This window comes from Ahrensia marina (genome assembly GCF_042140245.1).
GTDB lineage: Bacteria > Pseudomonadota > Alphaproteobacteria > Rhizobiales > MH13 > MH13.
Map to the genome: position 1 here is coordinate 1,538,512 of NZ_CP159483.1, position 14,426 is coordinate 1,552,937.

Consider the following 14,426-nt stretch of genomic DNA (forward strand, 5'->3'; position numbering starts at 1 on the left):
TAACAAAGGTGATATGTGATTTGGCCAGTTACACCCGCAAAATGAAGCCATCCCACTTGCAGTTGGTGATCAAGATTGCCGAGGTGGAAAAGCTCCAAGTGGCCGCTGACGCCCTGGGCATGTCTCAACCTGCCGCCTCACGCATTCTGTCGATGATCGAAACCGAGGTGGATGGCGCCCTGTTCATCAGGCACCCGTGGGGGATGGAGCCGACCGAGCTTGGTCAGGCTTTTCTGCGCCATGCCCGCGTTATTCAGTCAGAGTATGACACGCTGGAGCATGAGCTCCATGCGATCAATGTTGGGGCCAGCGGTGCCGTGCGAGTCGGATGTGTGACCGGCCCTGCCGTTGATTGCTTGGTTCCAGCGGTTCAAGTGGTGCGCTCAGAGACCCCCGGGCTGAATGTGAAGATCGAGATAGGTCCGTCGACGCAGCTGGTGCGCGGTTTGGAAGAGGGCATCTTTGATTTCATTATCGCGCGCGTTTCGCCGGATCTCGATGCCGCTCAGTTCCTGATGCAGCCGGCCCGGCGCGAGACCGTGGCGCTGGTGGTGCATCAAACCCATCGGTTGGCCGGTGCGCAGTCCGTTGCTTTGAGTGATCTCAGGCAAGAAGAGTGGATCATGCAGGAGCGCGGCTCACCGATACGCGAAGCCGTAGAGCACGCCTATCACAGCCAGGGCATTGCTATTCCGATGAACGTGACGGACAGCTCGTCCTTGCTGGTGGCTTTGGCCATGATTGCCACGGGCAATGCGGTTGCGCCGTTGACCGAACAGGTGGCGGATTTGTTTTCCGATGATCGATTGGGCGCTAAGCTTGCCAAGTTGAACATCAATGAGCGCATCCAGGTGCGCCCGTTCTTTGTGATCCGCAACCGCTACAAGCAACAGACGCCGGCCACCCAGCGTGTGCTGGAGGAAACGCTGCGCCGTCTGTAGCGCGTCGAGCCTGATGCTGGATCAGATGGGCTGTCGTTTCACCCCTGACCCCATCGCAAGACGAGCGGGTCCAAGGGTTTTAAAAGGCTCATGAGGCGTGCCTTGATGGCTGGATGAAGCGGTGGGATCGGGTGGCGGCAATAGTCAGAAGCGATCACGCCGCCCTCCATCATTGCAGCTTTGCATGACTGCCAGCCGCATTGTCGGTTTTCATGATTGATCGCCATTGCAATGCGCCCATAGGCATTGGTGGCCGCGTCGGCATCGCCAGCCAGATGATGTTCCAAAACCGGCTTGATCTGATCAACAATCATGCCCGATGTCATGGAGCCGCTTGCGCCAGCATCAAGGTCGGCCAGCAGCGTGATGGCTTCTTCGCCATCGAATGGTCCTTCAATGGCATCGCCACCTTGCTCAATGAGCGTACGAATTTTGTTGGCTGCGCGTGGACACTCAATCTTGAAGAGCTTCACCATCTCGATCTGTTTGGCCATTTTGACCAATAGGGGAACGGATAGATCGACACCTGACAGAGGCGCATCCTGCACCATGATTGGGATGCCAACGTCACCCACCGCTTGAAACTGTTCAAAGCTTTGCTCTGGCGTGCCTTTTAAGAGGGCACCATGATAGGGCGGCATCATCATCACGATATCAGCCCCCAAACTCTTGGCATAACGGGCGCGCTCCACTGCAATCTGTGTGGCGTAGTGGCTGATGGTCACGATGATTGGCACACGGCCTGCGACATGCTCAACACAAAGGCGTGCGAGCGTCTGACGTTCCTCGTCAGAGATTAAAAACTGCTCGGAGAAATTGGCCAAGATGCAGATGCCGTCAGCGCCTTGATCAATCAGACAATCAAGAACCCGCTTCATCCCTTCTAGATCAAGGCTTCCATCCTCATGGAAGGGAGTTGGCGCGACAGGCCAAATGCCTGAATAGGTGTAAGCCATGATGTGCCTTTTGGTTTGAGGCTGTCTTCAATCAAAAAACGGAGCAACGGTTTCGCGGTGGCCGAGGGTGAAAGCGTCGGCCACATGGCGCATGGGGCTGAGATCGATGTCGGACTGGCCAGCCTGCACAAGCTTCGCCATCTTTTGGTAGAGGCGCGGATATTCGCCAACCGCATCATCATCGCTGCTCTCAAGCGCAACAGGCTCGCCGTTTAAAGCAAGCTTGGCGCCGCCTTGGCTAAGCTGGAGTGTGCCATCATTTGTTTCCACCGTAATTGCCCAGGTTGGTGGGCCTTTCTGCGCCCAATCCAGTTCAACCGACACATCGGCCCCATCGGGATGGAAAAAGTCCAAGCTCCCAGCAATCGGCATTTGCTTGTTTTCAGGCACCAGAAGTCGTGCGGCTTTTAAATGGATCGGTTCGCAGAGAATTTCGGTCAGGATCGACAGCCCGTTGATGCCCATATCGAAGACACCCATGCCCCCAGGTTCCCATATCCAGTCTTGGCCCGGGTGCCACTGGCGCACATCCTCTTTCCATTCCATATGCACGCTGCGCAGCGTACGTGTGGCGAGCCACGCCTTTGCATTTGGAACCATGGTCGCCTCGCGCGAGTGCCATGTTGTGTAAAGGCTGACACCATGGTGTTGCGCCATTGCTTGGAGGGTATGACATTCGCTCAATGTACCTCCTGGTGGCTTTTCCAGCATGACATGGCGCCCTGCCTTGATGGCGGCTTCAGCGTAGGCAAAGCGAGGTGCTGGCGGCATGCACAGAGAGACGGTGCGAATGTCTGTGCGGGTTTCCAAAAGCTCAGAAAAGTCGGTGTAGGCGGTGATGCCCTGGATGGTGTTGCTGCGTGAGACAGTGGCCGCGAGTGTCCAATCTGGCGAGCCGTTGATTGCAGGGACGTGCGAGTCCAGCGCAATCTTGCCAATGCCAACAAGCGCGATTTCCATCAATGGGAGTCCCTCGCAACCGGTGCGCCTCGACAGCCTTTCAGGAAGTCCAGATCGGCCCCGGTATCAGCGCCTTCCACATGCTCCTGATGCAGCCAGGCGTAGCCACCGCCGCTAACACCAGGCGGAGGAACCCATGCGTCTAAACGGGCCTGAAGCTCGGCTTCCGAGATATCAAGGTGCAAATGACGCGCCTCGACGTCCAGCTCAATCATGTCGCCATTTTGGACGACCGCTAAGGGGCCACCAGATGCTGCTTCGGGCGCCGTGTGCAAAACCACTGTGCCGTAAGCGGTTCCCGACATGCGCGCATCGGAGATGCGCACCATATCGGTGATGCCTTTCTTCAAGACCTTGGGAGGCAGACCCATATTGCCGACCTCCGACATGCCTGGATAACCCTTAGGCCCGCAGTTTTTGAGCACCATGACGCAGGTTTCATCGATGTCCAAGGCATCGTCATTGATCTTGGCTTTGTAGTCATCAATGTCCTCAAACACGACGGCGCGTCCGCGATGGCGCAGCAGATGCTTTGACGCAGCGGAGGGTTTTAAGACCGCTCCATCGGGTGCCAAATTGCCGCGCAAGACGGCTATGCCGCCCTGTGGTGTGAGTGGCTTGTCAACGGGACGGATGACATCCTCATTGTGGTTCTGCGCGTGTTTCACGTCCTCCCAGATCGAATGACCTGAGACCGTCAATGCATCTTTGTGGAGAAGCCCTGCTTCGCCCAATGCACGCAGAACAACCGGCAAGCCACCTGCGTAGAAGAACTCTTCCATCAAGTAGTCACCCGACGGCATCAGGTTGACGAGAGTTGGCACATCGCGGCCGCATCGGTCCCAATCATCCAGGGTGACGTCGACATCCAGTCGACCAGCCAATGCCAACATGTGGATCAAGGCGTTGGTAGACCCACCAATTGCCCCGTTTGTGCGAATGGCGTTTTCAAACGCGTCTTTGGTGAGGATGTCAGATGGTTTGAGATCATCCTTGACCATGTCAACGATCCGTCGCCCTGACAGCTGTGCTATTACGCGGCGGCGGCTGTCGACCGCAGGGATGGCAGCATTGCCTGACAACGCCATGCCCAAAGCCTCGGCCATCGAGGCCATGGAGGATGCCGTGCCCATGGTGTTGCAGGTGCCCGTGGAGCGGCTCATCGATTGCTCCGCTTCCAGGAAATCCTCTTGCGACATGTCGCCGGCTTTGACGGCCTCAGAGAATTTCCAGAGATGGGTGCCGGACCCCACCCGTTCGCCATGGAAATATCCATTGAGCATCGGTCCGCCGGTCACCACAATGGATGGCAAGTCGGTGGAGGCGGCTGCCATGAGAAGGCTGGGTGTGGTCTTGTCGCAACCGACCATGAGCACGGCGCCATCAATAGGTTGACCGCGCATTTGCTCCTCAATCGACATGGCTGCCAGGTTGCGGAACATCATCGCGGTGGGTCGAAAGGTGTTTTCCGATGCGGAGAAGGCGGGGACCTCAACGGGAAAGCCGCCTGCCTCCCAAACACCGGCTTTGACTTTCTCAGCAAGCTCGCGCAGGTGGCCGTTGCAAGGTGTGAGGTCAGACCATGTGTTCATGATCCCGATGACGGGACGACCATCAAAGACATCGTTGGGATAGCCTTGGTTTTTCAACCAGCCGCGATGGTAGATCGCATCCCTGGATGTGCCGCCATACCATTCTTGACTACGGAGTTTGCGCGGCCAGGTCTTCTTGTTGTTGCTCATTGTACCGCCGCATAGGTGAGCTTATTCAGGGCTAGTGGACAAACTCAATCGCCGTTCGATGGGTTGTGTCGTCGATAGACTGGGTGCCAAAACGCACCGCCAGGACTTGAAAGAGTATCTGTGGCCTACATACCGAGCAAATTCGAAGTAGCGCTGGTTGCATATCAATAATGAAATGTCGCTCAAGGCATTTGCTGACGGGTCGATGCCAAGGGGATCGCAAGCAAAACGCCGGTGATTGGGGTTTTTGTGTTGTGGTCAGCAGGTTCATCACGCCCGCTCTCGCTCCAGTTGCTAACACCTACCAAGAGCAAGTTTAGGTGTGCGTTCTTGGAAGCGGCAACTGTCTTTCCCGCTTGGCGTGTATGGCGGTTTGCCCTCGGTGCCGCTATAGCGCAATTTGGTAGCGGCCCCTGGTCTCCACCATAACCCGATTGGCGTGATGTCCCATGCCACTTCCCAGTGACTGACAAGATCGAAGGCGCACGCTTATGTGGAGCAACCCTGTGCTTTTGCTCATCCTGTCAGGATTTTTGATAGGATCGAACTTCCCGCTGGGAAAAATCGCAAGCGATGCGGGGATTTCTGCGATCCTCTGGCCGCTTCTTATTTCAGTGGGTGCCGTGATCGGCATGAGCCTCATCCTGCTGCCGCGCGGTGAGCTGCGACTGCCGAGCTGGAGGGTCGCCCGTTTCTCACTGATCTCTGGCCTAATCTCGTTTTTCGCCGCCAACATTTTGGTGTTTGCCCTCATTCCTTTTGTTGGATCGGGCTACGCAGGGCTGATGTTTGCGACGTCGCCGGTGTTCACGTTGGCGCTTGCCATTGCCTTTCGCTTTAAGCCACCGAGTATGATTGGCATTGTCGGCATATTTGTCGGGTTTCTTGGTGCGTGTCTTGTCGCCTTTTCACGTCAGACCGTGTTGGCGCCATCGGCCACGTTTTGGCTAGCCGTTGCGTTTCTCATCCCCATCACGCTGGCTATCGGCAATATCTATCGCACGATCGGCTGGCCGCAGGGGGCTTCGCCGGACCTGCTGGCGCTTTGGACAAATGTCGCTGCCTCGATTGGGTATGTCGTTGCGCTTCTTTTAGTCGATCAAGATCTTCAGCTGCATCAACTTGCCAATGCCCCGATTGCGGCGGCGCTGCAGATGCTGGCCGGTGCGCTGACGTTTCCGGTGTATTTTAGGCTTCAAAAATATGGTGGCCCAGTGCTTTTGAGTCAGCTTGGCTACATCGCCGCCGCCGTTGGATTGGCGGCCGCTACACTCTTTCTGGGAGAGAGCTACTCACCGCTCACCTGGGTGGGCGCCTTTGTTATTCTCATCGGGATTGGGCTTACGATCCGCAGCCAAACGCGCGATGCGGACAAAGCTTGAGGTTTCGACGGCTGTGGGCCGCCGAAACCTCGTTATCGGGTTGACTACGACGCCAGGCGGATGGACTGGAGTTGTTGAGCGATGTTCCGGAACCCATCGATAAGGTCAGATCGAGAGGCAGCGTCGATATAATGACCAGCACTGGATGCACAGTCGCGAAGGAAGTTTTCTTCGGTTGATCCCGTCATGAACCCAACGGCGTAGACTTGGATGCCATCATCGCGGATTTCGTCACAGAGCCGTTCACCTTGATCGAACGAATCGTGACGTCCTGGACGATACCAAGTGTTGAAGGCTCCATCGGTCATAACGACCATCACTTTCAGAGTCTCTTCGTCTTCATAGGCAGCGGCATTTGGTTGCCAAACGGTGTTGAACTGGGGTGAGAGTGTGTACCAACCCCACTGGATGCCGATGTGGCCAGCGGTCCAGCCCGCAGCTGTGAAGTTGTTGATCTGAGTGGAGAGCTGACGACTATCAGCGGTGAGCGGCACAATTTCTGGGTTGTTGCAGATGTAGCCGCTGAAATTACGCCGAGGGTTCGACCGAGGCTTAGCCGACCGCAGACCATTGCCGTTGGGCGGGTAGTCCGCGACCCCATTATCATCCTCAGGTGCTCCTCGAGCTGGTCCGACGGGTGCGGTATCACGGAATGCCAGACCTCCTCTGCGCTCATACACACATGATTCGCCTGAGCTGTAGCCGGTGATGTTGCTTTCATAGCTACCGACATTGACGAGGTCGGAGTAGGGAACCAGGGAGATGCGTACTTCGTTCAAACCCACCGCAGAATTGGCTTGGGGGATAAGGATATCCACCAGTTCATTGGCTGCTTCCTGCAGGGCACGCAGCTTGGACCCGCGCATCGAGCCGGTGACATCCAAAACCAGCGCCAGCTCAATGTTGAGCCTGCTCACCGTCACATCTGCATCAACGCCAATCTCCACGCCATCCGGGTTCAGGATGTGGGTGAAAAGGGCATTGGCCGTCGCGTGGACCGATCCACTGATGCGTCCGGTATCATCATCGAAGCTTGTTGAGACCGTACCGATGGAGTCGGCATTGAGATTTTTGCCGAGCATGTTGGCTGTGAAATAATCGTTCACGAATGTCTCAATATCCGCCTCTTCAAGCTGCCCCGCTGAGAAGCTGCTTGCCGCCGCCAACAAGGCGGCATCCAGCGACGACGCCGATGCTGATCGCAGGCGTTGTGCATTGGTGTAGTCCATCATGGACGCCACAAAGAGTAGCAGGACCGGCATGACGATCGATGCGATGATGGCGATCGCGCCAGAGTCCTGCTTGATGAATTTCCTGAAGGTCGCACAAACACCAGACATTAGCGGCGTTTGGTGTGCGAAAAATGTGTGCCGAAACATGACGATCCCTACGTTCTGTTGGCGACACACTAGGGGTGACCTTTAAAATACAGGCGAAGAAATCCATTAAAATTTGAATCAATTGGAAGCTTTCTAAGAGCAGCCGTAGTCTGCGTCTCCTGTTTGCCTCCAACAATTGCTGCTTCTCTGCGGCCATCCTAACCTATCGTCATGGGCCGAATCGCAGAAATAGACCTTTATGAGCCGATCAAAACGTTTCTCAACCAGCAGGGTTATGAGGTGAAAGCGGAGGTCGGTGCTGCCGATGTTGTGGCCTGCCGCGGCGAAGATGACCCTGTGATTGTTGAGCTGAAAACAGGGTTCTCGCTTGGTCTTTTTCATCAGGCCATCGCGCGGCAATCCATCACTGACGCTGTTTATTTGGCCGTGGCGCGTGGATCTGGGCGGCGGTTTCAGCTTGCGTTGAAACGCAATATGAGCCTCGCTCGACGGCTTGGCCTAGGACTTATCACTGTGCGGCTTTCTGATGCGTTGGTTGAGGTGCATTTGGACCCAGGGCCATACGCCCCACGCCAATCCAAAAAACGCAAGGACCGTTTGCTGCGAGAGTTCGCTAAGCGGGTGGGCGACCCCAACACCGGTGGATCGACCCGGGTGGGCCTGATCACGGCCTACCGACAGGATGCAATGCGTTGTGCTGCCCATTTGGAAGCCCATGGACCGTGCCGTGGCGCCGAGGTTGCCAAAGCAACAGGTGTTGAGCGCGCAACGCGCATGATGGCTGATGATCACTATGGCTGGTTTGAACGCGTGGACCGTGGTGTTTACGCGTTGAGCCCTGTTGGGCAAGCGTCTCTTCAACGCGCGGACAGTGCCGATTAAAAGGTCCCCGTGCACCAGGTTGCGTGTTCGATCAGTCTTGAAAAACCGCTTGGCGTCGCTACATCCAAAGCGCCAACATTGGAGAGTTCATGTCCCGGTAAGGTTGGGAGGCAAAAGGCCTCCCGCTGCAACATCAACAGCTGAAGACGCACTGCCAAACGCGGTTTGGTGGGCCAGTAGATGTGCATCTTTCATCCCTACCGAACGAGATGCCCGAGCATGGCTCGTGGCTCTGACATGAAAGTTGACCCGCAATGTCACGGGACTATTCCTCCTTCCTTCCGCAGGCTGAAACGCACCGCGGCGCTAATACTTCTTTGTCCGCCCTTGCCGCCTTAGGGTGGCAGCCGTTTTTTGCTCAACAAACCAGTGTCGAGGATCTGGCAGAGATGCCACAGGTTCGCGTTATCGAGGTGCATCGCAACGCGCTGCATGTTCTTGGCGATGGCATCGATACGAGTATCCCGCCACGTGCTGATGCGACCGTTGGTGATTGGCTGCTGCTTGATCAAACGCGTCCACAGTCGAGCCGTCTCCTAGAGCGCAAAAGTCTGATGAAGCGACGCGCGCCTGGGACGGATCGACAGATACAGTTGATCGCCGCCAACATCGAAACGGCGTTCATCGTTTCCTCCTGCAATCAAGATTTAAAACTTGCCCGTTTGGAGCGCTACATCGCCGTGGCCCTGGAAGCAGGGATCACGCCGGTCGTCGTTTTAACCAAAGCGGATCAGACGTCTGATGTTCAAGCCTATATCGACAAAGCGTCGTCGATTTCTCATCTGGCCAGTGTCGTCACGTTGGATGCGCGCGGTGATGAGCCACGGCAGAAGCTGGCTGATTGGTGCAAACCTGGGCAGACTGTGGCGTTTCTTGGCACGTCAGGTGTCGGCAAATCGACGCTGACCAATGCGCTTTCGGGCACGCAAGCGATCGCCACTCAAGCCATTCGCCAAGACGATGCCAAAGGCCGGCACACCACCACGCGGCGGCAATTGCACCAGGTACCGGGTGGCTGTGTGGTGCTCGATACGCCAGGCATGCGTGAGCTGCAACTGACCGAGGCGGAGTCAGGGATTGAGGATGTCTTTGCCGATATCGTCGATCTCGCACGTCAGTGCCGGTTCAAGGATTGTCGGCATGAGGGTGAGCCGGAATGCGCGGTGCAAGAGGCTATTGAATCCGGTGATTTGGATCCGGCGCGGCTTGGCCGCTGGCGCAAACTATCGGCAGAAGAGGCCTTTAACTCAGCGAGTTTGGCCGAACGGCGCACCAAGGACAAAGCGTTCGGCAAGATGGTTCGCCGCATCACCAAAGACCATGACAAAAGGCGCGGCCCCGGAGGTTAGAGCTTACCAGTTGCCTTACTGCAGGGCGCAGCTTTGGGTTGTTATCCAAGTGCTGTGTCCTGCGTTCTTCTCGGTGCTTGGACCCTCTCACGGTTGGCCATAGCCTGCTTGGCGTTGAAAGGCGTCACCACCCAAGCCTGTTTCATCAAGGTAAAGCACCTTGTAGTCGCGTCGTGTGAACTGCCAACCCTCTGGCCCACGCATGACTTGATCCTCGTAGACGGCCAGATTGTAATTGGCCGTGCCATCTTTGGCACGTGCGATCTCGTTGACATAGCACCGTCCTGAAGCGCGATCGCCGTCGATGGTGTAGACCCGCGCGGCGGGCATCTGGATGAAGAACTCCCACCGTGTTTGCAAAAGGCCGATAAAGGCCTGTGTGATGGTCTCACGCCCGTCGAACTGTTGATCGATAGGTGGGCCAATGGTCCACACGGCATCGTCTGTCCAAAGGACCGCGAAATCGTCGCCGTTCACGCTGTTTGCGGCATCGGCAAACCTGTCGGAAAGAGCACGAATGGCGGCTTCGTCGAGGTGTTGGGGTCTTGGATTTTGATCTGGCATCATGTCTCCTCAAGTTGCTTGATGAGACATAAGAAACCATCTGGCTTTGTCGACCGAACGAGAGGCCTCGGTGAGCACATCTGACGTTGTTGGATCGCCGGCATCGGCGGTTTCATTGATCAGTGGAACGAGTTTGGCTGAAAGGTCTGAGTAGCGTTCGATCAGCCCAGCTAGCAGATCACTTTGAGACTGCAATTCGGCATTGAGTGTGGCAAGCGTGCGGTGGCTGGCGGTTTCGTCAATCGTTCCGCGGGCCAAACCGCCAAGGGCGACAAGCCGCTCTGCAACGGTATCGGACAGGTCCGTCAAATCATCCACAAGCCGGTCGAACAACTCGTGCAACTGAAAAAAGTCTGAGCCTTTTACGTTCCAATGGGCATGCTTGGTATCGGCGACAAGGGCTAGACAGTCGGACAGTGTTGTCTGAAGTGCGGTCATTGAAACGGTGGGTACGTTCGCTGGTGCACGTGTGGTCATCTCTGTGCTCTCTTTTTTGGATGCGATTAAAGGGCACGCAAGCTTTCGGCGTTTCGCCAAAGCCAACGACCAGGGAAGAACGCCACCACAACGCCGAAGGCCGCCATCATGATCGACATGAGGAGAGGAATATCCATAGCGCTACCGATGATGAACGAGGAGTAGGCAAAGTAGAGGCCAATGCCGACGAATGCAGCCATGCCCAGGTAGGAGGTTGCGCGAAGGATCCAGGCATAGGTGGAGTCATTCTTGGCCAACTTCAGCGCAGCAAAAAGAACCGAACCACCAACGATCAGTTTCAAGGCGGCAAAGGCGAGCGAAAACTGGATGTTGGCAAATACACCAGCGAACAGGTTGGTCACCTCGTCTGGCATCTGGCCGTTGCCCATATAGTTTGCCATTGGCGCAAGCATTTGCTCAGGCGGGATGTCGCGCAAAAATGATGCAACGATGGGCTGAAACACCGATGCGGCCAGCAGCACTGATCCTATGATTGTCCAGTAACGGGCCAGTCGTGAGGCGGGGATGAGAGGTTGGGAGTCGAGGGCAAAAACAGCCATGGTCTTTTCTTTCCAGTGGGCAAAAGGGGGAAGCGCGAGGTGCGCGCCTCAAAATTTAGGACCCTGGAAAGAGGCTGGCTTTCAGATTCTTGCTTTTTTTGTTCGCGGTCTGGGATTTGGACTAATGGCGCGCCGCTTGACGTACATCTGTCGGCGTAACATTGAGCCGACTGCGGAACGTGTGTGCCATGTGTGCTTGAGACACAAAACCGCATGCTAGGGCAATCTGGCTGAGCGGTTGTGAGCTGCTGAGCATCTCCTGGCAGGCTTTGCCAATGCGCATATCGATCAGAAATTGATGGGGGCTTTGGCCTGTGGTGGCTTTGAAAGCACGTGAAAAGTAAAATGGTGACAGGCCTATATTGCTGGCTACTCTTTCAAGCCCGCCGCGATCTGTAACCTCATGCGCCAGCGCTTCCAGCGCTCGAGAGAGTTCGCGTGATGTCAGGCGGCGTTCGCGTTTGGCATCGGGCTGCATTCTGTCACTATCAACCTGTTGCAGAACTTCTGCGCACAATGACTGGACGATCTGATCGCGTCCGAAACAGCCTGGACCAGTTGGCTTCATCAGAGAGTGAAAGAGGGCACGTACAACAGCGCGTAGTTTGGGGTTGTACGAGCCATTGAAGGCTGGTGGTTCGGTACGGTCTGGATCGCCGCGCAGAAGATCAGCTTTGGCACGTGCCATGGCTCTGTCGGGCACCATGAACATGACCAACATTACATCGCCTTCAAAACGAAGGTTACCAGGATTGGCGTTAGGGCAATAGAACACGCCACCGGGTCTATAGTCACAAAGCGCTGACCCGATGCGATGATCGTAGGCGTTCATCGCTTTGTGATGTCCCGCCAAGCAGTACTCAATAAGATGAAACTGGCTTCCAAAAGCGGTATACTCAGCATTTCCCATGCGTGTGGTAAGCATGCTGGTTTCGTTTTTGCAGTCTGGTCCAAATGTGGTGGTGTCAAACCCATCGCTGCGAAATAGGGACACAAGTTCGCACTTGGTGAACAATTTTGACATGGTGACTTAACGCACTGTTGTTAAAGCACTTCTCCCTCAAGAAATGGAAGTATCTCTAACATCGTCAACCCCTCCGTTTGAGGCTGATTGCTTTGTTTATTTCAGTGGGCAAAGCGAGCATATGGAGCATCGCTTTTTTGGCCTTGATTGATCCCGCGGCGGCGCAGGCTCTTCCTAATCAACCGCCTTCGCCGACATTGCCGTACACCTTGTCCTTCATCTTGGCGATGTAGGGCGTGAGGATCGGGACGAACAAGATCAGGATCGCGATGGCGAGGATGGATGCCGTGAGCGGACGCTCCCACAGGAACGACCAGCTGTCATCGGAGATGATCAGCGCGCGGCGCAAATTCTCTTCCATCATACCGCCCAGAATGAACCCGAGCAGCATCGGCGCCATAGGGAAGTCCAGCAATCGCAGCACCAGCGCGATGATGGCAAAAAGCACCATGAGATGGATGTCGAAGGTATTGAACGAGACGAAGTAGACGCCGATCAGTGAGAAAAAGAGGATGTACGGCACGAGCACGGCAGACGGTAAGGCGAGCACGCGCGCGATGTAGGGGATCAGCGGCAGGTTCAGCACCAACAGCACGATATTGCCGATATACATGGAGATGATCACCGACCAGAACACTTCCGGGTTGTCGATGAAAAGGCGGGGGCCGGGCTGGATGCCGTAGGAAAGCAGAGCGCCGAGCATGATCGCCGTGGTGCCAGACCCTGGGATGCCGAGCGTTAGCAGCGGCACGAAGGAGCCCGAACAGGCAGCGTTGTTGGCGGTTTCCGGCGCGGCAAGGCCGCGGATCGATCCCTTGCCAAACTCTTTGCCCTTTTTCGGCCCAGCCAAGCGTTGCTCAACGCCATAGGCTAAGAAGGAGGCAATGGTGGCGCCTGCGCCGGGCAGAACGCCAATGAAGAAGCCGAGGACTGAAGAGCGCCCAACCACGGGGGCGATCTCCTTCACCTCGTCTTTTTTCAATTTCATGGAGCCGAGGTTTTTCTGCGCCTCCAGCTCTTTGGCCTGATCTGCAGCCGATTTCGGACGCAAAACGGCCATCAACGCTTCGGAGAGTGCAAAAGTTGCCATCGCTAGAAGCAGGAAGGATATGCCGTCGATGAGATCGAGCATGCCAAGCGTGAATCGTGGCACACCTTGGGCTTGATCCGTGCCGACGGTGGAAAGCATCAAGCCCAAAATGGTCATCAACAGGGCTTTGACCAGATTGCCTTTGCCGGCAAAGGCCGCGACGGCCGTCAGGCCCAGAACCATAAGGGCGAAATAGTCAGTCGACTGGAACGAAAGTGAGACCCGCGCCAGAGCGGGTGCTGCGATCAGCAGGAAGATGGCAGCAATCGTTCCGCCAGAGAATGAGGAGTAAGCCGCGATTGCCAGCGCCTTGCCAGCATGGCCAGCTTTCGCAAGCGGATAGCCGTCAAAGGAGGAGGCCACGGTGCCAGCCACGCCTGGCGCGTTGATGAGGATCGACGAGGTCGAGCCGCCGAAGATCGCACCGTAGTAGACGCCCGCCATCAAGATGAGGCCGGTGGAGGGATCGAAGCCGTAGGTGATCGGGATCATCAGTGCGATGGCTGAGATCGGCCCGAGGCCTGGCAACATGCCGATGAAAGTTCCGGCAAAGCAGCCTACCATCACCATGAGGATGTTGATCGGCTGTGCGGCAACACCAATGCCTGAGAGAATACCGTCCAACATATCGTTACCTCAAAAACTCAGGGAAGGGGGCAACGAACACATCCAACCCCTGTGTCATCAAAAGCCAGAAGCCAATAACCACCGGGATGGACGCGCCGACGAGCACAAGCCAGCGCCGCTCGCCCATCACCCAGAAGCCGCCCATCAGGAAGATGCTGGTGGAGATGAGGAAGCCCAGGGCGCGTACGGTGAGGCCGTAAAAGATCATCAGGCCACACAGCAGCGCGACGCGCTTAAACGTCATGCCTGAGGTATCAACAGGGCGATCATCACCGGGCTTGATCAGCAAAAACACCGCCAACAGGATGCCGGCAAAGGTGAGAAACTGCGGCGCGGTGCGCGCATGAAAAGCTTGATTGAGCTGAAACGGCAGCAGTGTGATGTTCGTGCTGAGATAGCCATAGGCCACAAAGAAAACGAGCAGCAGCAAAGCGCCTACGCGGTCACGCGACATGAGATCCCCAAAACCCCAGACCAAGAGTTAGATCAAGAAAAAGGCGCCAGGATCTTATCCCGACGCCTTCTGTTTTTA

Annotated in this window: 14 protein-coding genes; 4 read left to right on the forward strand and 10 right to left on the reverse strand. The window is 56.2% G+C overall.

What is annotated here, in order from left to right; genetic code table 11:
- The first annotated feature begins 20 nt into the window (after nucleotides 1-20).
- Nucleotides 21-941, forward strand: a complete 921-nt coding sequence (locus ABWH92_RS07560; RefSeq protein WP_375573568.1) for a LysR family transcriptional regulator — start codon at nucleotides 21-23, stop codon at nucleotides 939-941.
- A 38-nt stretch (nucleotides 942-979) separates the two neighbouring features.
- Here ABWH92_RS07560 and ABWH92_RS07565 read toward each other — a convergent pair whose 3' ends face one another.
- From ABWH92_RS07565 to araD, 3 genes are read right to left on the reverse strand one after another with little or no spacing between them, the layout of a single operon-like run.
- Complete coding sequence (locus ABWH92_RS07565) at nucleotides 980-1,897, reverse strand: dihydrodipicolinate synthase family protein (RefSeq protein WP_375573570.1); 918 nt, start codon at nucleotides 1,895-1,897, stop codon at nucleotides 980-982.
- A 27-nt stretch (nucleotides 1,898-1,924) separates the two neighbouring features.
- Nucleotides 1,925-2,857, reverse strand: a complete 933-nt coding sequence (locus tag ABWH92_RS07570) for a Gfo/Idh/MocA family protein (protein ID WP_375573572.1) — start codon at nucleotides 2,855-2,857, stop codon at nucleotides 1,925-1,927.
- Nucleotides 2,857-4,599 (reverse strand): L-arabinonate dehydratase, encoded by a 1,743-nt coding sequence (araD, locus tag ABWH92_RS07575; RefSeq protein ID WP_375573574.1) that lies wholly within the window; start codon nucleotides 4,597-4,599, stop codon nucleotides 2,857-2,859. The genes ABWH92_RS07570 and araD overlap by 1 nt, the downstream gene beginning before the upstream one ends.
- 491 nt (nucleotides 4,600-5,090) lie before the next feature.
- Between araD and ABWH92_RS07580 the strand changes: the two genes are divergently transcribed.
- Nucleotides 5,091-5,981 (forward strand): DMT family transporter, encoded by an 891-nt coding sequence (locus ABWH92_RS07580; protein ID WP_375573576.1) that lies wholly within the window; start codon nucleotides 5,091-5,093, stop codon nucleotides 5,979-5,981.
- Between the two features lie 44 nt (nucleotides 5,982-6,025).
- Here ABWH92_RS07580 and ABWH92_RS07585 read toward each other — a convergent pair whose 3' ends face one another.
- Nucleotides 6,026-7,360, reverse strand: coding sequence for a pilus assembly protein TadG-related protein (locus ABWH92_RS07585; protein WP_375573577.1), 1,335 nt, complete (start codon nucleotides 7,358-7,360; stop codon nucleotides 6,026-6,028).
- Between the two features lie 171 nt (nucleotides 7,361-7,531).
- On the opposite strand from ABWH92_RS07585, the gene ABWH92_RS07590 reads away from it, so the two are divergent.
- On the forward strand, nucleotides 7,532-8,203 hold the full coding sequence (locus tag ABWH92_RS07590) for a DUF2161 domain-containing phosphodiesterase (protein WP_375573579.1): 672 nt from the start codon (nucleotides 7,532-7,534) through the stop codon (nucleotides 8,201-8,203).
- Between the two features lie 389 nt (nucleotides 8,204-8,592).
- Nucleotides 8,593-9,552, forward strand: coding sequence for a ribosome small subunit-dependent GTPase A (rsgA, locus tag ABWH92_RS07595; protein WP_375573581.1), 960 nt, complete (start codon nucleotides 8,593-8,595; stop codon nucleotides 9,550-9,552).
- A gap of 87 nt (nucleotides 9,553-9,639) precedes the next feature.
- Here rsgA and ABWH92_RS07600 read toward each other — a convergent pair whose 3' ends face one another.
- The 6 genes from ABWH92_RS07600 to ABWH92_RS07625 all read right to left on the reverse strand — a co-directional run bounded on the left by ABWH92_RS07600 (nucleotide 9,640) and on the right by ABWH92_RS07625 (nucleotide 14,348).
- Complete coding sequence (locus ABWH92_RS07600) at nucleotides 9,640-10,119, reverse strand: nuclear transport factor 2 family protein (protein ID WP_375573583.1); 480 nt, start codon at nucleotides 10,117-10,119, stop codon at nucleotides 9,640-9,642.
- 6 nt (nucleotides 10,120-10,125) lie between these two features.
- On the reverse strand, nucleotides 10,126-10,659 hold the full coding sequence (dps, locus tag ABWH92_RS07605) for a DNA starvation/stationary phase protection protein Dps (protein ID WP_375573585.1): 534 nt from the start codon (nucleotides 10,657-10,659) through the stop codon (nucleotides 10,126-10,128).
- Nucleotides 10,620-11,153 carry a hypothetical protein gene (locus ABWH92_RS07610; RefSeq protein WP_375573587.1) on the reverse strand — a complete coding sequence of 178 codons (534 nt, stop codon included), beginning with the start codon at nucleotides 11,151-11,153 and terminating at the stop codon, nucleotides 10,620-10,622. Before ABWH92_RS07610 ends, dps begins: the two co-directional genes overlap by 40 nt.
- Nucleotides 11,154-11,274: 121 nt before the next feature.
- Nucleotides 11,275-12,078, reverse strand: a complete 804-nt coding sequence (locus tag ABWH92_RS07615; RefSeq protein WP_375573589.1) for a helix-turn-helix domain-containing protein — start codon at nucleotides 12,076-12,078, stop codon at nucleotides 11,275-11,277.
- A gap of 277 nt (nucleotides 12,079-12,355) precedes the next feature.
- The gene (locus ABWH92_RS07620) at nucleotides 12,356-13,894 is read right to left on the reverse strand and encodes a tripartite tricarboxylate transporter permease (RefSeq protein ID WP_375573591.1); all 1,539 of its coding nucleotides are present in this window, start codon (nucleotides 13,892-13,894) and stop codon (nucleotides 12,356-12,358) included.
- 4 nt (nucleotides 13,895-13,898) lie between these two features.
- Nucleotides 13,899-14,348, reverse strand: a complete 450-nt coding sequence (locus ABWH92_RS07625) for a tripartite tricarboxylate transporter TctB family protein (protein ID WP_375573593.1) — start codon at nucleotides 14,346-14,348, stop codon at nucleotides 13,899-13,901.
- Between the last annotated feature and the right edge of the window lie 78 nt (nucleotides 14,349-14,426).